The sequence below is a fragment of the Chryseobacterium sp. ON_d1 genome, assembly GCF_006829085.1.
In the GTDB taxonomy this organism is placed as follows: domain Bacteria; phylum Bacteroidota; class Bacteroidia; order Flavobacteriales; family Weeksellaceae; genus Chryseobacterium.
In genome coordinates this window covers 1-18,964 of record NZ_BJTC01000020.1, presented here as the reverse complement: position 1 = coordinate 18,964, position 18,964 = coordinate 1, and the positions used below count along the sequence as shown (strand labels likewise).

Below are 18,964 nucleotides of genomic sequence, written 5' to 3'. Positions count from 1 at the left end.
CTTTAAACAAATGAAAACAAAGCAAGAATTAAAAAAATATTTCGAAAACGGAGATATTCCAGTTCAGGAAGAATTCTGGGAGTGGCAAGAATCATACTGGCACAAGGATGAAAAAATTCCGGCAGATAAACTAGACTATGACCTCACTCAAAAAGCAGATGTAACGGCATCCAATCTAAGTCCGCAAAATGCACAGCTCTGGAAAGATAAAATTGAGACTCAGACATCTATTCAGGCGCCGCAATTGAACGGAAATGTCTTAACCGTATTTTATACAGGAGAGAATGGTGTCCAGCAGAGTAAATCCGTAGATTTAAGCAACTTGGTAACCCGTGACATCAGTATAGAGAATGCCTCATATGATGCCTCTCAAAATATTATTACGATTATCCAGAATGATGGTTCAGTCTTTCAGATTAACCTTTCGGAATTCAGTATCATTCCGACTGTCAATTCTGATGGAAGTGTAACGTTGTCCCAGGAAGGACAGGAAAAAGTCACGGTCAAAAAGGTGGCTGTAACAGGCAGCTATAATGATCTTTCTGATAAACCAGCCTTTAGCGGGAATGATAATTTACAAAATGTTATCGACAGAGGTAACGGAACAACTAAACCTATTATTTTCCAACCGAATGAAGGCAGAGCAGGAGAATTAAATTTCAACCCTACCACTTATTCATTATGGTTTGGAAATATGAATCCGGATCATACCGGTACATATGGAATTGGAATTGGGTATAATACTCTTCCAAACTTAACAACCGGCCTAAGTAATATTGCCATAGGAGGTTATTCAGGCGCCAGTTTAACAGCCGGAGACTGGAATACACTTGTTGGCGTAAACAGCGGTTCACTTTTAACCACTGGAAATTATAACTTAATGCTTGGAACTGAGGCAGGCAAAAACTCCACAACTGCCATAGGATGTACTTATGTCGGAGACGAAGCAGGTGTTAAGAATATTGACGGCAAGTACAACACCACTCTAGGAATTGGCACCGGATACTGGCTCACACATGGAGTTCAGAATACATTTGTCGGAGCTTTTGCCGGTCAGATGCATGGAAAAGTTACAACTTCAGGCGCATGGGGATCCAATACTTTTATCGGATACAATGCTGCGTCTACTACTCATGCAATGGGTGTTTGGGGAGATAACAACGTTGTCATCGGCTGTAATGCACCATTAGGAGGTTCAACATTCAACAAACTGGTTATTGAATCAAATCCGGTAGCAAGGCGTCATGATTTTGTTACTCCTTTAATTGGTGGCGACTTTACTGCAAGAACATTGGATTTTGATGCTGTTGTTTCTGCAAGAAGAACACCTTTGGCTGACAACACCTATACAAAAGTTGCGGTTCTTAATGCTGGTAATGTATTTGGATATAAGAACTTATCAGACTTCACTGATTTCATTCCATTAACAGGAACGGGAACCGGAGCTCTGGTGACAGGTAATATCCAATTTACAGATGAAGACCCAGAAGAGAGAATCATTTATAGAACCAATGAACTTAACGGTGTAAAAAATAGTTTCGGTTTATTTCCTGAATCTGCCATGATGTCTTCCGGAAATTTAGATGGAACAAATGCCTCCAGTATCTCTGTAAGTAAAGAAAATGGTGTGTTCGCTTATGGACATGGCTCACGTTTAATGCTGAGTGATGTAGGTGCGGCTTTAAGACAGACAACCGGAGGAGGTGTAAAAGGAATTTTTGCAAGCTCAAATATAGATGAACCTGTGCTTATAGAGCATGAAACAACAAATCCCAGAGGATTAAGTTCTAAAACTTATTTTGGAGATAACGCTGAAAAGAATGATTATATCCAAAAGCAATATGCAGATAAGCAACACTCTTACAGCACCAAAGAAGAGCTAACAGGCGGGAACTGGATCAATGGTAAGCCTGTTTACAAAAAGACCTTGTATCTGGATCAGATTCCAAGAACGGGTGAAATTGATTTGAAGGCTGAATTCCCGGATCTTGAAACTATTATCTCCAACGAAATGTTTACAGAATGGTATGATCTTAAAGCCGCATTTGCAGGTAACCAATGGCGAACAAAAGCCTACATCACCATCGAAAGGGAAGTGGCTATCATAGAACTATTGAACATCCCTGATTATGACTATTCCCGTATCAACTCGTTTACTCTAACTCTTGAGTATACAAAAAAATAAACAAAAATGCCAGCAAATAATACATCAGCAAAATCCGCATTTACCGTCGGAAAATCCTTCATAGGAGAAGGAATTATTAATTATAAACAAACAAACACTATGAACACAAACAACCCATCACAAACACTTTTCAGATTTGTAAGCTTAAGAAGTCCGCAATTACCCGATGAAGATAAACAAAGCAAAAAATTCATTACAATTCCGGATTCTTTAAAAAGCGACAATACATTTTATGTACCTGTAGCCACAGGAACAAGGCCCAAGCAGGAATTATTAAAAGAAAGAGCTGCTGTTTTTGCCCAAAATGCCAATTTTATTGCTGATATGGACGCATTGAAACAAACCTATGGCATTGTGTATGATTACGCACTTTGGCTTGCAAAAAATAAAAACACCTGTTCTTATAATCAATTTAATGGTAAAAAGAATCAGGTAAAACTATCTTCTTCTTATGCATTTCCCGATCTCATCAATTTATGGAACAACTTAATTTATCAGATAGCTACCCATAAAGACTTTTATGTTAAAGAAGGGTTGATGCAGGTTTTATTGGCAGCCCATACCCTTACCCCTGAAAATTCAGCTCCGGCTGAAAATGAATACAAAGATCTATTATCCGCAAGAGTTGTAATTCCCAGAGAACTGATGCTGGATACTCCGGATGCCAACCCTATTGGCATTACTTCAAAAATGGAGAAACAAGAATCGGGAGAAGTTACATCACCGTCCTCTTACATGGAAAAGCAGCAAAATATCCAGGAAGCTCAGGCTCTTCTCAAGAGATATGAAGTGTTAACCAAAGAGATGTTTCTTATTGAGAACAGTTATAAAAAAGAGTATACACGAGAATATAAAGCCAGTGAAGAAAAACATAACGAATCCAACCAATCCATCCTTGACGAATATTATGCCCGCGTAGAAGAAGCAAGGAGAAAATATTGTGAGATCAGAAATCCTGAGTTGCCATATGATCCTGAAGACCCTTGTAACAGACCAGAAGAAATTCCCTATCCGAAGCTTCCGAAATTTGAATTCTCCTTCCGTCCTGAAGTTGACGCGAGAACTCTTTTAAGTGGATTGAAACCCGACAGCATTGATACAATATTATCCCTTTTAGAATATGATTTTTCAGAGACGGGTAAAGAAAGAATTGATGACTCATCACTAATTGATCGTTTGCTGGCGGGAAGAAATACGTTCAATGAATTAAAAGACATTATTTCCAACGCTACGGAGAGTGCTAATAAAGTTATTCTGGATAATATCATGGATAATTCTGAAAGCTATACAAGCATTGGTGGAGTCATTCTTCCTGTCTCAAGAGTAGAAACGATTCCTTTTACCTATCAGTTATGCCCAAGGCATATTTTAAGAAATACATGTCTGGACTTATCTATCGATGTTCCTGATGCTTCCTGGAATGTAGCAAGTATGAGCTATACTTTCTATACCAATGCAGGACCTATTTCCGGGACCTATTTTGAAAAAAGCCGTGTTGGTAATAAGATTTTCTTAAGTAAATTATTAGGAAGCGCAACAACAGACGGTGTATACATTTCTCAAACAGAGAACTTTACAATGGATGTTAAAATCACCTTTACCAATGGTAAGGTAACGACTTTCTTCCCAAGAATTATTTCAATGAAGTCCTGCTACACCTCATCTTTTGAGTTCGTAAATGAAATTAAAGATCCTGTGCAGGAACCTGATGATTCTTATATCCCTTCCGGATTTGGATTTAAGCAAATCGGTATTGCTGACTATCTTAAAGTAGAACAGACTACCCATGCTTATGTAGAAGGGGAAGTGGCTCATATTGAAAACGTAATGGCCCGTGAGTACCGTGAAAAAGCAACAAGAAGACTAAGAAGAAGCGAAAACACCACTACTACATCTTCAGATACTGAAAGAGAAAAACTTACAGACACCACTACTGCAACCAGATTTGAAATGCAGACTGAGATTGCCAAAATGTTGCAGGAATCCAGAGATGCCAATGTACAGGCACATTTTGATGCCACCTGGAAAACTGGAACAGGAGCAATGGGGGCAACAATAAGTACAGGAATTGCCGGTGGATATGCCACTCATTCTTCCAAAGAAGAAAGTACAAGACAAGCGCTTACCCAAGCTCAGGATATTACAGCAAGAGCATTAGACAGAGTGGTCACAAAAGTTCATGAAGAAAGAATTGAAAAGATCATTGAAGAGTTTGAAGAGAATAATAAACACGGTTTTGATAATACCAAAGGAGATAAGCATGTTGTGGGTGTTTTCCGTTGGGTAGACAAACTTATGAAAAACCAAATCTATAATTATGGCAAGCGTCTGATGTTCGAATTTATGATTCCTCAACCTGCTAAATTACATACGCTGGGAATGACATTGGACAATTCAGCAACGAAGAGCGATCTTGTAAAACCTGAAGACCCAAGAAAAGCAAGCTATCTGCCATTAGAAAACTATTCATCTTTAGGTAACGAAGCTGCGTTAAAATATTGGATAAGTAAATACAATGCCGAAATTGATGAGAGACCTGCAGAATCCTTTGCTATAAGTAAATCATTCAGTGGGCGTGATGGAAACTTCGGAGGAAAAGATGATGACAAGGTTCAGATTGTAAACGGAAACGGAGAAGTTGAAGTTCCGGAAGGTTATTTATTAAAAACTGTTGATTATACTTTCCAAACTTATCCACACAGCTTTAAAGGAGCTCACCAGGCTTTCATGACTATTGGAGGACAAGGTACTTACTGGATTTCTTCACCGAACAGCACACAGGTAAGTGGAACAACAACAACCTTGAATATCAAAAATAAACTGGAATTTAGTTTTGCTACAGGAGAAAGCCCAATTATGCAAGGTACTCTGAAACTGAATTTAGAGCTTACTCCGGAAGCAAGAAATGCATGGCTTCAGAAAACATTCAAAGCCATTATTGACAGCTATGAAAAGGCTTTAGCAATTTACGAACAGAAAATAGCGGAAGAAAAAGCTACCGGTATCCAGATTAAAGGATCCAATCCGAGATTCTATCGTCAGATCGAGAATACGGTACTCCGTAAAAACTGTATCTCTTATATGATCAACAGATCAGCCAATTCTACCCATGGTTATGGTATGGCAGGGCTAACTACCGGAAGCACCTTTACAGATTATGAAACAGATCTGTCATCAACACTGGATAAATATACTGCCTTCCTTAAGTTTATGGAACAGGCCTTCGAATGGGAAAACCTTTCTTATTATCTGTATCCTTACTATTGGGCTAATAAAACAGAATGGACTAACCTTTACCAGGCTGAAGATGTAGATCCGTTATTCAGAGCATTCCTGCAAAGTGGTATGGCAAGAGTTGTTGCTACGGTACGCCCGGGATTTGAAGATGCTGTTCAGTTCTATATGGCAACGGGTAAAATCTGGAATGGAGGTGAAGTTCCTGTCATTGGAGATTCTCTTTATCTATCTATTGTAGATGAAATGAAACAGCCTAAAGGCATAAAACAAGGAAAAGCCTGGATTACCAGACTTCCAACTCCATTAAACATTCTTCAGGCTGAAAGCATCGGCTTAAAAGTAGCGCATGCTTTACCATTTAGTGCCGAAGATCCTAATGAGTTTGAAGTACCGGGAGAGGTGATTACGGAAAGTAACTTTGTGAAGGATAATTCTTTAATGGGAAACAAATCTAGCATAAAACAGATCCAATTCTCTCTGAAAGAATTAGATAGTACAGCCTCGTATAATACCATTGGAGACCTAGACCAGGCAGGCGAGTTTCCTAGAAAATACGAATGCATGGGACAAACCATTGAGGTTGTAAGAGACGCAACATGGGCAAAAACAGATTCTCTAGTGAAGGTTTATGGAGCTTTAGCTTCCGGACTTTCAGGAATAGATGGCATTGAAGCTTTTGCCAATACAGAGAATGGAGTTACGATCCGAGTAGACATAGACAAAATCAAAAATTTCAAATTTGTCAAACCTCCTTATACAGAAATGTCAGACACATTAGCCCTTACAACGGATGGAATTAATTTCCTGAAATTTGCTGATGATTTCTTCACCGGTTCATCCAACCGACTTTTTGACAAAGACGATAAGCTGGTTGATGCCCAAGAATATGCTGAAAAGCTCTCTCTATCAAGATTCCTAATTTAATCTAAAAACAAAAAACCATGAGCCAGGTAAAACCCGAGGCTATCTGGCAGCACGATAAAGTGCTGCCTTATATCCTCACAACCTTAAAGGACAAGATTGATGATATTACTGCTGTAGAAAAGATATTTCTTTTCGGAAGCAGAGGCAGGATACCATTTGATGAATGGAATACGCTGGAAGGAAAAGACTGGGATGTTTTGGTACAGGCTAAATGCAAACTTAAAAATGCCCACACACTCCTTGATAAAGATTACTATCTGGATCTTCTCGTATTGGATGAAGAAACAATTCAGAAGCATTATTACAACAATAAGCTCACAATGATTTTTCCGGAAAATGAATTATCATCCGTAAACTCTAAAACCAACGAAAATGACTGATTTTGAACAAATCATTGAGTTTCTAAGGCTCTATCGAAGGTCTGAAGAAAGTGCAAAAAATGCGTTGCCTCCCACTGAAGTTCTTTTAACACCTTTACATGATGGTAATGCTTATAATGTCAATAAGAACATTTTTGAAACAGATTTTAATAAATACAAACGAATTTTCGGGCTTCTGAATAGCCATAATGCTGAAGCAATTTATCTGCTTAAAACAGGAGGAAATAATAAATATTATGTAAAAACCCTCACCGGAAAATATTTCGATCTTTTAGAAGAAACTACTGAAACCATACCTGATGAATGGCTTATCGAATTTCCTATAGAATTTGGGACTAGTTCCTACATTTATGATACCGTTAAAAATCTAGTTGTCATTTATTCTGAAAGTCTAAGGGCTGTAACCATTTTTCCAGACAATATATACTATGACCCCAATGGAAAATATCTGAAACATTTAGAAAATGACACCTATACTTACGATTATACTGATCATGTGACAACTTTTGGGAAAATTATAAAAATATTGTTTGATGATGAACAATATTTATGGAATAATCCGGAAAAGAAGGTTCAGGTTCTGAAATCTGAAAAGGAAGGCAGAATGACTTTGATTCCCTTTCTTCAGATAGAATATGGGCTAAAGAATTTCATACTAAAATACAGATATTATGAAAAAGGATACAGACCCAAGTTCTTCCTATATGATGACGAATGCTCCATTATATTAAAATTTACAAGTATCGGCGGGATACTTACTTTTTTAGATCAAACCCTGTTTAGTGAAGGGTTCTCCTTAGAAAAAGGAGATAACAGCAATCCCCAGCGAGATTCTTTCAGAGATCAGTTTATGAACCAGGTTATACATAAAATAGAAGACAGTATTAAAAGTAAAAGTACCCTTGCTTACTATGATGCCATGAAAACGCTGTTTTATTTACCGGAATCTGTAGCTGTAATGTTTAATGAAGACTTCCTATGGAAACTTATGGAAATGGCTGTAAGAAGGGATAGCCTTACAAATAAAAAAGATCTTGCGGAAGAAAACATTTTTATAAAACTTATAAAAATTATTCTGCAAAAAGAAGGACAGGAAGTAAAACTCATGAATTGGTTCCTAGAGACAATAAAGGACGGAGACAAAAATATTTCCAAGTTTGAATTTATTTATGACAGGATCAATGGAGAAAATTTTCTGGAATTTGCAAAACTGATCAGCCAGATATGGAAAAAGTCAAGGTTTATATACCCTGATACAGAAAAAAATCCTGAATTTGCAACTACTGATGGGCTTTTATTCCTGCCATATTCTTCTCAAAAAGCTTTCGGTTTTTATTTCAGTAATGTAAGTATGTCTTTTGATACCCATCAGCAAAAAGGAAGGCTGATAAAAACTTTATATGATACGGGAAAAACAGAAATTGAAATGAGGCCAGGTCTGAAGACTGATAATCTAGTGCCTACGCAGGTTCCTATTATAGATCAGTTCTGGTATCATCCTTTTTATCCTATCTATCTTAAGGATATTGAAAATCAGGAAACAGAAATGAAGCTGGATTCTGTTGTCCCAGCCTTTATGTTGAAAGCCAATCGTGACAAACAGTTCTGGAGTAACGTTATTACAAGCGCAGAATATGTCGCAGATATTTTAACTACCGTTTCCGGAGTAGGAAACATTGGAAAATTCAGATATCTGGCAAAATTTGCAGCGAAGGCAGAGAAGCTTAGATTTGTAAGTAAAGCAGGAAGAGCCGTAGCGAATGTAAGAAAGGCCGTAGCAGCAACAGCAGCCGTAGTAGAAATTACAAGCGGTACAGTCAATACATTACTGAAACTTTCCGGAGCAAGAGATGCCTCATGGGGCAAATCATTATCTGAGTATTTATTTTGGCTGGAATTATTATCTTTATCCGGTGAACTTTCTGTAGCAATTCATAATGGATTGAGAAAAAGTGCTAAAGAAATTCTGGAGCATGAGGATGATATCAGAAAATCTGCAAAGAATGCTGATGAAGCTAGTGAAATAGACGAGGCTTTAGAGCAAATGAAACATGAAGGAGGCAGTGGAGGATATTCAAAAGTGGTAACTACAAATGAGAAAGAAGTTAAAGCTTTTGAAGAGTTAGAGAAAAAGTTTTTAAATAAAACAATTGAAAATCCTTTTGAAAATGTTAATGAAATATTGCCTTTACTCAACCATATATCACTAAAAAGTGAAATAATTCAAATTAGCAGAACGAATTGTGGTAATACGGCAAAAGTTTTAGTCGATTTTTTTAAAACAGGAAAAATAATTAGAGCTGAGGCATCAGCAATGCAAGATATAACAGATGTAGCTACGAAATTTAAAAAGGGTAATTTTATTCCTGCAACACTTCCTAGAATGAAAGAGATATTAGAAGAAGGACAAATAGTTGTTATATATGGTGTTACAAAGATACAAACTTATGTAAACAAAAAGGGAATAAAAATAGGACAATCAATAGAGGGGCATTATTTTGTAGGAATAAAAAAGAATAATGAATTGCACTTATTTGATGGACAAACAGGAGAAGATGCTATTTTTAAAAACACTGATAAATTTGCTGAATTTATTGGAAGTAAATACAATAAAAGATATACTTCTAAAGAAGGAGGAGGTTTTAGTTATATAATAGTAAACGATTAAAAACAATAAATTATGTTAACAGACAAAGAAATGCTAGAAATAGCAGAACTTTTTATAAGAAGAATAGTAGCAAAGGATATTGAGCCAATGATTATTCCTAATGCCACATTAAACAAACCATATGGTAATATTTATTTTTTCAATTCTAAAAAACATATATTAACAGGAGATCCTACTGCATCTCTAGTTGGTTCTGGTCCTTTTATAGTAGAAAAAGAAACTGGAAGAGTCGTAAGTTTTGGTTCTCTTGGTACTTTAGAGGATAATATTAAATCTTATGAAAATGGAACAATGACTCCAAGTTTAGACCTTTATTGGTATCCTGATGAAGACAGATTTGATTATAAATAATTATTAGATTTATAAAAAAACAAAACAGTATAACTCTTGAGTAAAACCAGCAGTAAAGATACTGCTGGTTTTATTATTGACCTGATCATATGATTTATAAAAATTTAAGAGGTAGTGTCTATTTAATTGGATAGTTATTTTAAGATTGAAAATCTTATTGAACACAATTGGAATTAATTTTTAGAATGGAATCCCAACATTAAAGAATGGGGTAAAAGAGTATTGATATAGAGCTTGATAACTATCTTGCTGGAGAATGGAATTTAAAAAATGATTTAAAAAAATTAAATATACATTATTAAAAATATGAAACCGACAAAAGAACAAATCATACAAATAGGATTAAAAGTAGTTGATGATGTCTTTAAAGAAGCTTATAATTTGCAAACGGCTTCAGCAACAAAAGATAAAGTAAAAGTATATTCATTAGGCAATGATGGATATTATGAACATGACGGATGGCATTTTAGTGTGAATAGTAAAGAAAAATATGATAATGAATATAAATCTTTTTTTATATACTTTTTAGATAGTGGTGTTTCTCTTCACATGACCTCTTTTTTAGGAGATGACAAACCGAGGTTTGTTTATGCTATAAAAGATAAAAATAATAAATACACTGTTGTTGATGAAGATAAATATTTTAAACATCAAAATTTTGACTTTAAAAATTTTGTAAGGAAGAATTTTTAACACACTGGTATCCTCACGAAGACAGATTTGATTATAAATAATCATTATATTTTACAATAATAAAACAAAAGAAGTATAACTCCTGAGTAAAACAGCAGTATCTTTATTGCTGTTTTACCCAATAACATTTACATTATTTACTTGATTGATCATACTTTAAAATCAACAACCATAAAATATTCACAAGACCAGGCCAGAAAAATCATCACTAATCGTAAGGACGTATAAAAATATAAAATATGTTAACAGAAAAAGAAATGCTCATCATCGCAGAACGTTTTTTAAAAAAACTAGGTGAAGGAGGAGAAAATATTGAAGTAGTTATAGATAAAGTTATTATAACGCCCTATGGTAATGTATACTCTTATGATTCTAAAGAATATCTTTTAACAGGTAATTTTAATAAATCATTAGTAGGTAATGGACCATTTTTAGTAGAAAAAAAAGCGGGAAGGGTGGTTACTTTTGGTACGTCAGGTAATCTGGAAGACCAATTAAAAGCTCATGAAAATAATACTTTATCATTATGTTTAACACGTTATTGGTATCCAGACGAAGATCGTTTTGATTATAAATAATCAGGACACTTTACAAATATAAAATACAAGAACTAAAAACTATTGAGTGAAAACAGCAGTAGCTTTGCTGCTGTTTTTATTATTCTGAAAGGGAATTACACTTTGAAAAACACATATTGGCTATAAAACAATTACACAAAAGATAAATATTACAAATAACACCTAAAATTGGAATGGAGATCTTCTAAAGTTGCAAAAGCAATTTCTCGATTGGGAAATAGACAGATTAAAAGAAGTTATTTACATAACCAAGCAAGGAGATATTAACTATTTAAAACTTTAAAAATAAAATCATGTCAATTACATATCATTTAAAGTTCCGAAAAAATTTAGAACAAAAAAAAGAACTTACTCAACTTATCAATGAATATAAAAATAATATATTATTGGTCTCAAATTTATATTCAACTCAACATGGCTATGAAGGAGGAAAATTTCAAGATGAATATTTAGATATTGATTTAAAAAATTCTTCTCAAATATCTTTCGACCTTTTACAAAAAGATGCAGAGCCGCACTACTGGAAGACAATGCTCAATGAGATTATTCATAAAATCACTAATGACATATATCCTAAAGAAGATTATTTTTTTGATTTTCAAGGTGATATCGTTTATGAAATGAGAGAAAAAGGAGTAATTAAAAAAAATAGTATTGACAAGTTTCTTTAATTTCTTTGTTAAACTAAATTATAAATAAAGCATTTAATGCTTACCGTATTGTTCTCCAGCTACTATTCATAGCTGGAGAACAATCTTTTACATTTCTCTAAACTTCAGAAAAAATTATAGAACAATCACTAAGTTTTTCTTTGCAATTTTATAAACGAAATAACCTTACATCTAAAACTGTAAGCCTCCTACTAAACTTTCCAACAAAAAAATAAAACACGTCAAGTTTTGTCGTTTTCCTAAATTACTTTTGAAGCATAAGTAAAGACCCAGCAAATAATCATTAAAATCTTAAAAACTCTTAGAATTCAGCATTTACAAAATGCTGCAAAGCCACAACTATGTCTGAGAATCTAAAGATTGAAACATAGTCAACTTTAAAAACTGAGCCTCTTTAATCTTAAACTATTTAATACAAAAATCACCAAATTTTTATTATGAAAACAAAAGAAGAATTAAAAAAATATTTTGAAAACGGAGATATTCCAGTACAGGAAGAATTCTGGGAATGGCAGGAATCTTACTGGCATAAAAACGATTTGATTCCAATAAACCAAATTCAAAATAGTGTCCAAATTATACAGCAAAACAGCAGTTTCAATGATTATATAAACCCAATTCTGGAAGTTGGAGCGCTGGCAATTTCCGGTTCTATCGGGTTTCCCACAGGATCAACTATAAGAGGAAGAACGGATTCTTTTTTAGATATCATCTATGCCAACCAAATTGAACTTCTGGGTGATATGTTATTACAAACTATTTTCTATTATTCCGATACGAATGTTTTTATTTCAAAACAGGATATAAACGCAAAAACATTTACGCCAACCATCCCTGCAACAGCAAAGAAATGGAAAGTTTCCCTGCATCATATTGACAAAACACAAACAGTTACCCAGCCCGAATTAAGTGCAATTAAGATCAATTGTTACTCATCTAAGTCAATCACATTTAATGATATTGTAGAAAATGCAAAAGCTTCCATAAAAGTCATATCAGAATACAATGATTTAGAAATTAATTTAGGAGAAAATATCCCTACAGAAATCGGCAGAATAGCCGTAAATAATGGTTTCAATTCTACCTCTGACACAGGGATAAGAACAGCTTTAATTCCTGTAGTTTCCGGTAAATATTTGATTAGTCAGAAATCAGGGTATAAAATTTCCCGTGTTGTTTTCTATAAGGATGGAATATTTGCCAACCAGAATGTTACGACCAATGACTTTTCAGTAGATAATTTGACCTCTAATCAGGTGAGACTCGTTTTTGAAAAGAATACTCCAACAGACATCGTTACCGAGCAGGACCGTCTTGATTTCACATATATTTTAAAGAATGTCAGTGTCAGTAAGTATGATCAGTTATTAAATGAAAGTAAAAAAAGCAAGCCACTTCCATCTACTATTTATACGATCAATGAACAGGTTGCCATCCTAAATACCAATGATACCGACATCAATTTTGATTTAGCTAACCGTAAGATCATCATTTCCGGAGGAGCAATCATTGACACGGGAAACACAACTGTGGGAAGAATTAGCCTGCCCATTTCAACTGCGGGTATAGATATGCCTTCTGCTATAACAGCCGGTGTTGTATTGTATAATAAAACAAACAATACAATCATTGTTCAAAACCAGACATCTGCTCCTTTATTAAACCATTTGGTTTTATTTACTTACCGGTATAGCGGTGCCTTTACTAGTTTTTACGTCACCGGCCTGAAAAATTATTCTGTAAACGGAGTTCCAGTATCTCAAAAGGACACTCGACAAATGAATAAATTTGCAGTCGACAATTTCGGAATTAAATATTGGAGTGCTCCGGTTTATCCCGCCTTCAATCCTTTAACTCTTACATCAGATGTTCTTTACCCAATGTATGATCGTGTAATAGCACCCTTCTCAAATAATGTCACTAAAACAGTTATAGGCCAGACAGAAGGCCCTACACCCTATGATATTTTGCGGATTGATATTTCATTGAACAGAAAAACGCCGCCAACACAAAGGCGCAGAAAACCTCGCATATTCGTATGTGCTGGCACTCATGGAGGCGAAAAGTTGAGTGTTTACACAACCTATTTATTTTTTAAACTATTGCTTGAAAATCCCAATAAAGATGAGATGATAGATGCTTTACGCACTAACTATGACTGGACATTGATTCCTTTGGTTAATCCATATGCGTTGAATGTTGGAAATGTAGGTGGCACAGAATCGGTAAGATGGAATCATAACGGCGTGGATATTAACAGAAATTTTGATTATCGTTGGGCAGAATATGCAGACGGTGGCGCTGGCTCACAATCCTATAAAGGGACTACACCATTTAGCGAAAAAGAATCACAATTGGTAAGGGATACTTTTAATGCGATTAAAACAGATACGATATTATTTATTGACTGTCACAATTTTGGATCAGGAGTAAATATTGATTATCGTGCTGCCTGGTTTGCATCATCATTTAATACTGTTCAGAATGCCATCTATTCATTATGTGACAGATTAGATGCTGAAATAAGAAAACGATATAGTTATTTAGCGGATAAAGATCTGCTTGCTTTTTCCGATATTGATAGCAGCTCTCCGATGTCTCAGGCCTGGATGGGTAATCAGCAGGTAGTAGCAATGACAATGGAAACCGATCAGGGAGACTTTTACAACCCCACAGATTCTTCATCCTTTAACAGCAATGTTATTACAAGAAGTATAGAAACCTATGTAAATACATTTTATTCTATGGGCAAATTTGCTGTTGATTTTTATAACAACAGATTATAAATAATTCTTCATAAAGTTTCCACAAAAAATAAAACACGACACGTTTTGTCGCATGAACCGCATATATTTGTCTTATAAAACTTTACCATGAATAGCAGCACTGCTGCACCCTAAAAATAGAGAAATGAAAAAAGATTTTTATCTGACAAGATATGCCTTAATTATTAAAAGATTAGAAAGTTCTCCGGCTACTTATTCCCAGCTGGAGGACTATCTTTTAAACTCTTTTGAATTCCAGGATGCAGGAATCAAGAGCTACTCTATCCGTACTCTGCAAAGGGATATCCGGGAGATTTCAGATCTTTTCAACCTCTCCATTCATAACAAAAAGAAGGGTGACAACCGGTATTATATTGAGAGCCGCCCGATTATGGAAGTGGATGAATACAATCAGAAACTTCTTGAGTCCTTTCAGGTAAGCAATGCGCTGAACCTTCACCCGGATTTTTCAGATTTTATCTTTTTTGAAAGCCGTAAACCAACCGGTGTAGAGCATTTTTATGACCTGTTCTTTGCCATCCGCAATAAACGAGTGGTAACTTTTGAGCACTACAATTACAAAAACAAACTGATGACCTCCAGAAAGGTGCACCCTTTGGCTTTAAAAGAATCAAAAGACCGATGGTATCTTATTGCCATTGATACAAAAGATAAAATTTTAAAGTCATTCGGGCTTGACAGGATCAATTATCTGGATGTCACTAAAAACCAGTTCAGAGAAAAATATAAATACAACTTCAGGGAGCATTTCAAAAACGCATTCGGAGTGATGAATCTGACAGAACAGAAACCACAGAATATTGTATTGAAATGTACCCGCCATCAGGGAGAATATATCAGAAGCTTTCCTCTTCATCAATCGCAAAAGGAGACCAAGGAAACTCAGGAAGAAATTTATTTTGAGTTCTTCCTCCACCCTACGTATGACTTTATGCAGGAGATTCTTTCTTATGGAAAAGAAGTAACCGTATTAGAACCGAAAGGTTTAGTTGATGACATCCGAAATCATCTTCAGGAATCCCTGAACCGCTATCTTGAAAGCTGATCATCAGGAATATATTTCATATTTTTTGTTATATTTACATAAATATCCTTTATTGAAAACTTTATTCATTATCATAAGCTGTTTTATTTCTTCTTTATTTCTCGCACAGCAGAAAGAAGAATTCAGACTTGTAAAGAGCTATTATAACCAGCACAGAAATATGCTGAATAAAGAATTCAGAAAAAAATTTGATGCAGAACCCAATGCCGTAAAAAAAGCAGAAATAAAAGGAGATTTTCTTTTTTTCATGAAAAAAATGGACAGCATTGAAAACAGCGCATTGATCGGAGCTTTATTAAAAGTTAGAAACCTTGAAGACCTCCAGTCTATCAATAAACCCAGATTAGGCCTATCCCAAAGGTTCCCGGAAGTGGAAAAGATTGCCGATTATCCCGGAGGGCTCAATTCCCTGAGACAGGAAGTGGCCAACCTACTGTATGTGGACGGCGTATATTCTGAGGAAAAAACAATAAAGACAGATGTTGCCTTCACGGTAGAAAAAGATGGCACGGTGAGCAATGTTCATGCACAAGGCGATAATTTCACCTTCAACAGACAGGCGGAAATTGCCTTGTACTCTCTGGCAGAGAAATTTTCCCCGGCAATGATAAAAGGAGATCCAGCAGTCTATTGTTTTAAGCTTCCTTTAACCTTAACAATGACAGATTAATGTTTACTGACGAATATTATATGAAAATGGCGCTGCAGGAAGCAGAAGCCGCTTTAGAAAAAGATGAGGTCCCCATCGGATGTGTTATAGTTTCCAATAACCGGATTATCGCAAGAGCGCACAATCTCACAGAAACATTAAATGATGTCACTGCCCATGCAGAAATGCAGGCTATCACCTCAGCAGCCAATTTCCTTGGAGGAAAATACTTAAAGGACTGTATACTGTATGTAACCATGGAACCATGCGTCATGTGCTCAGGGGCCCTTTCCTGGTCCCAGATCTCAAAAGTCGTCATTGGTGCAAGAGATGAACAGAGAGGATTTATCAATAAACATCTTACCCTTCATCCAAAAACAGAAGTTATCACAGGAGTCATGGAGGCGGAATGCTCTTCTATTGTTAAAGATTTTTTTAAAAGTAAAAGATAACCTTATAAGGCTTTGATTTATATAAGCAATTTTCTCGGGGTCAATTATTAAAAATAGAATATCGCACCAGATCAAAATATTCTTCGTCTTTTTTAATTTCCTGAATTAAAACAGCTTCCTGCTCCATTCCTATTTTCTCCATAATTCTTCCAGACGCAGGATTATGGATAAAATGAGTTGCAAAAATTTTATGAAAGCCCAGTTCATTAAACCCAAAATCAACGATGGCTTTTGCGGCTTCCGTTACGTATCCCTTATTCCAGTACGGAATTCCGAGCCAATAACCCAGTTCAGCCTTATCATCTTCCCTGTCATGAAGCCCGATAGCTCCGATAATATGTCCTTCTTTATTACGAATCCCAAAAGTATAGCCGGTATTGTTTTCAAAAGCATCCTTTGACATTCTCAGCCAGAATCTGGCATCACTTTCTGTATAAGGATAAGGAATATTGGAAGTAAGATCTGAATAAATCCTATGCTGAAGATATTCAACAATAAAAGGGATATCCTTCTCTTCCAGCTTGGAAAGAATAAGTCTTTCAGTTTCTATAATCGGAAACTTTTTCATGATTTTAAAATTAAGGTTGAGGTGAAGACTAAGGTATTACCTGGATTCAAACCCAAACCTTACTCTTTAATTATAAATCTTTCCCCAGGAAATAAAGCCCTTTCAGGGTATGAAGCCTGTCCATCACATGAATTTTATCTGTCAAAGGCTTATAAACGTGGGAAACACCTCCGGTTGCCACCACAAAACAGTCATCATTTACCTCTTCATTGATGCGGTTCACAAAACCTTCAACCATTCCCAGGAAGCCATACACCATACCACTTTGCATACAGGTTACGGTGTCCAACCCCAGAACAGATTTTGGTTTTTTCAGTTCAATATCAGGAAGCTGCGCAGTCTGGTTGATCAGAGAATTCAGAGATGTAACAATTCCGGGAGCAATAATTACCCCCAACGTTTCTCCGGTTTCCGCCACACAGCTTGCCGTAAGGGCAGTTCCGAAATCAATGACAATTTTTTTGCGACCAGGGTATAAATTATGAGCAGCGACCAGATTGGCATAAATATCAGTTCCCATCTGCTTGGATTTTGCCTGCACCGCTGATGGAGTATTTCTGTCTACAATAACAGGTGTCGTTCCATGAATTTTTTTGATTCCTGAACTCATTACTTTGGTAAGCTGAGGCACTACTGACCCAATAATGACTTTATCGATTTCTTTGGGTTCAATTTTATAGGTCTGATAAAGCATCAGCATCTGTACATAAAGCTCGTCTGCTGTTCTGTAAGGTTTTGTATTGATGACCCACGAAATATCACAATTATCACCATTGAAAAGACCAAATCTGATATTGCTGTTCCCTACGTTGATTACGATTGAATTCATTGACATATTTTTCAGAAGTTCCCCTGCCATTCCTGATAAAAAGAAAAGGGAAAATCTCCATTAATTTTGCAGCCCTAAATTTAATCATTTTAAGAAAAAAATCCGTCATTATAGAACTAAATTGCGTTCCTTATTCATTTCTTATTTTCATTTTTAAAACAAATCAGTATATTTAAACATAAATATTATTGGAATATCTCATGAAAAAACTGATCATCGGCACTTTATTATGCCTCAGTATCCATGTTTTTGCACAGTCCGGAACGCCTCCTATTACACAGGTTTTCCAGAAAATAAAATCTCAGTCAAAGATCGATCCTGATGACAGAGTGGTTTACGATCTGATGGATGAGTTTTATCAAAAAAATCTTCAGGCTGAAAATGGCGAGATGACTCCTGAACTGATGCATAAAATTCAAAAAACAATTTCTGATTCCAACACTAAAAATCTACACCTGCTGTATCTTCTTCTGATGTACCAGCAGCATATCAGCCAGTCGATATCAGAAGGAAAAAGCCCCAATCCTGAATTTCAGATCGAAACTATGAATCTTCTGGAAAATGAAACAAAAAATTTATACGGAAAAATCCCGGCACTCGTGTATATTTTTAAAGCTGAAGCCTTAGATAGCGGTCACAAGAAGGAAGAAGCAAAAATTACCGTTGCCAACGGACTGAAGGAATATCCTGATTCTGTTCCTTTAAAAGTCTATACTTATTTAAATACTAAAGACGAAGCTTTGAAACAGGATCTTATCAAAAATCATTCACAGCATTGGATGGTACAGCAATTTGAGATAAAATAAAAAATCCCACAGAGCTCAATAGACTGCACCCAAAAGTTTAGACAAAATTAAACAATATTATTATATGAAAGAGTTCGGTACTGTACCGGACTCTTTCCTTTTAGATTAAGTCTTATCCTGTCGTTATTGTAATAATTGATAT

The 18,964-nt window shown here is 35.5% G+C and carries 16 protein-coding genes; 13 read left to right on the top strand and 3 right to left on the bottom strand.

The window, feature by feature from the left end:
- Positions 1-10: 10 nt before the first annotated feature.
- The 12 genes from CRS_RS23340 (at position 11) to CRS_RS23285 (ending at position 16,619) form a co-directional block, all read left to right on the top strand.
- Positions 11-2,185 carry a hypothetical protein gene (locus CRS_RS23340; RefSeq protein WP_142726348.1) on the top strand — a complete coding sequence of 725 codons (2,175 nt, stop codon included), beginning with the start codon at positions 11-13 and terminating at the stop codon, positions 2,183-2,185.
- 6 nt (positions 2,186-2,191) lie between these two features.
- Positions 2,192-6,346 (top strand): hypothetical protein, encoded by a 4,155-nt coding sequence (locus CRS_RS24610; RefSeq protein WP_185150438.1) that lies wholly within the window; start codon positions 2,192-2,194, stop codon positions 6,344-6,346.
- A 17-nt stretch (positions 6,347-6,363) separates the two neighbouring features.
- Positions 6,364-6,726, top strand: coding sequence for a hypothetical protein (locus CRS_RS23330; protein ID WP_142726347.1), 363 nt, complete (start codon positions 6,364-6,366; stop codon positions 6,724-6,726).
- The gene (locus CRS_RS23325) at positions 6,719-9,394 is read left to right on the top strand and encodes a hypothetical protein (RefSeq protein ID WP_142726346.1); all 2,676 of its coding nucleotides are present in this window, start codon (positions 6,719-6,721) and stop codon (positions 9,392-9,394) included. Before CRS_RS23330 ends, CRS_RS23325 begins: the two co-directional genes overlap by 8 nt.
- A gap of 12 nt (positions 9,395-9,406) precedes the next feature.
- A complete protein-coding gene (locus CRS_RS23320; protein WP_142726345.1) occupies positions 9,407-9,745 on the top strand; it encodes a hypothetical protein in 339 nt (112 codons plus the stop codon).
- 306 nt (positions 9,746-10,051) lie between these two features.
- Positions 10,052-10,438: a hypothetical protein gene (locus tag CRS_RS23315; protein WP_142726344.1), complete on the top strand. Its 387-nt coding sequence runs from the start codon at positions 10,052-10,054 to the stop codon at positions 10,436-10,438.
- Between the two features lie 239 nt (positions 10,439-10,677).
- On the top strand, positions 10,678-11,016 hold the full coding sequence (locus tag CRS_RS23310; protein ID WP_131437137.1) for a YrhB domain-containing protein: 339 nt from the start codon (positions 10,678-10,680) through the stop codon (positions 11,014-11,016).
- Positions 11,017-11,309: 293 nt separating this feature from the next.
- Positions 11,310-11,687, top strand: a complete 378-nt coding sequence (locus CRS_RS23305) for a hypothetical protein (RefSeq protein WP_142726343.1) — start codon at positions 11,310-11,312, stop codon at positions 11,685-11,687.
- A gap of 437 nt (positions 11,688-12,124) precedes the next feature.
- Positions 12,125-14,473, top strand: a complete 2,349-nt coding sequence (locus tag CRS_RS23300) for a M14 family metallopeptidase (protein WP_142726342.1) — start codon at positions 12,125-12,127, stop codon at positions 14,471-14,473.
- A 124-nt stretch (positions 14,474-14,597) separates the two neighbouring features.
- On the top strand, positions 14,598-15,518 hold the full coding sequence (locus CRS_RS23295) for a YafY family protein (RefSeq protein ID WP_142726341.1): 921 nt from the start codon (positions 14,598-14,600) through the stop codon (positions 15,516-15,518).
- Positions 15,519-15,570: 52 nt separating this feature from the next.
- Complete coding sequence (locus CRS_RS23290) at positions 15,571-16,188, top strand: energy transducer TonB (RefSeq protein ID WP_228451333.1); 618 nt, start codon at positions 15,571-15,573, stop codon at positions 16,186-16,188.
- Complete coding sequence (locus CRS_RS23285) at positions 16,188-16,619, top strand: nucleoside deaminase (RefSeq protein ID WP_142726340.1); 432 nt, start codon at positions 16,188-16,190, stop codon at positions 16,617-16,619. Before CRS_RS23290 ends, CRS_RS23285 begins: the two co-directional genes overlap by 1 nt.
- 40 nt (positions 16,620-16,659) lie before the next feature.
- Here CRS_RS23285 and CRS_RS23280 read toward each other — a convergent pair whose 3' ends face one another.
- Both CRS_RS23280 and CRS_RS23275 read right to left on the bottom strand, forming a co-directional pair.
- Entirely contained in the window at positions 16,660-17,187 is a 528-nt protein-coding gene (locus CRS_RS23280) for a GNAT family N-acetyltransferase (RefSeq protein WP_142726339.1), read from the bottom strand.
- Positions 17,188-17,257: 70 nt separating this feature from the next.
- Positions 17,258-18,016, bottom strand: a complete 759-nt coding sequence (locus CRS_RS23275) for a type III pantothenate kinase (protein WP_142726338.1) — start codon at positions 18,014-18,016, stop codon at positions 17,258-17,260.
- A 200-nt stretch (positions 18,017-18,216) separates the two neighbouring features.
- Here CRS_RS23275 and CRS_RS23270 point away from each other — a divergent pair, with 200 nt between their 5' ends.
- Positions 18,217-18,822, top strand: coding sequence for a hypothetical protein (locus CRS_RS23270; protein WP_142726337.1), 606 nt, complete (start codon positions 18,217-18,219; stop codon positions 18,820-18,822).
- Between the two features lie 47 nt (positions 18,823-18,869).
- Here the strand turns inward: CRS_RS23270 and CRS_RS24880 are convergent, their stop codons facing one another.
- A complete protein-coding gene (locus CRS_RS24880) occupies positions 18,870-18,962 on the bottom strand; it encodes an IS3 family transposase (protein WP_373995763.1) in 93 nt (30 codons plus the stop codon).
- Between the last annotated feature and the right edge of the window lie 2 nt (positions 18,963-18,964).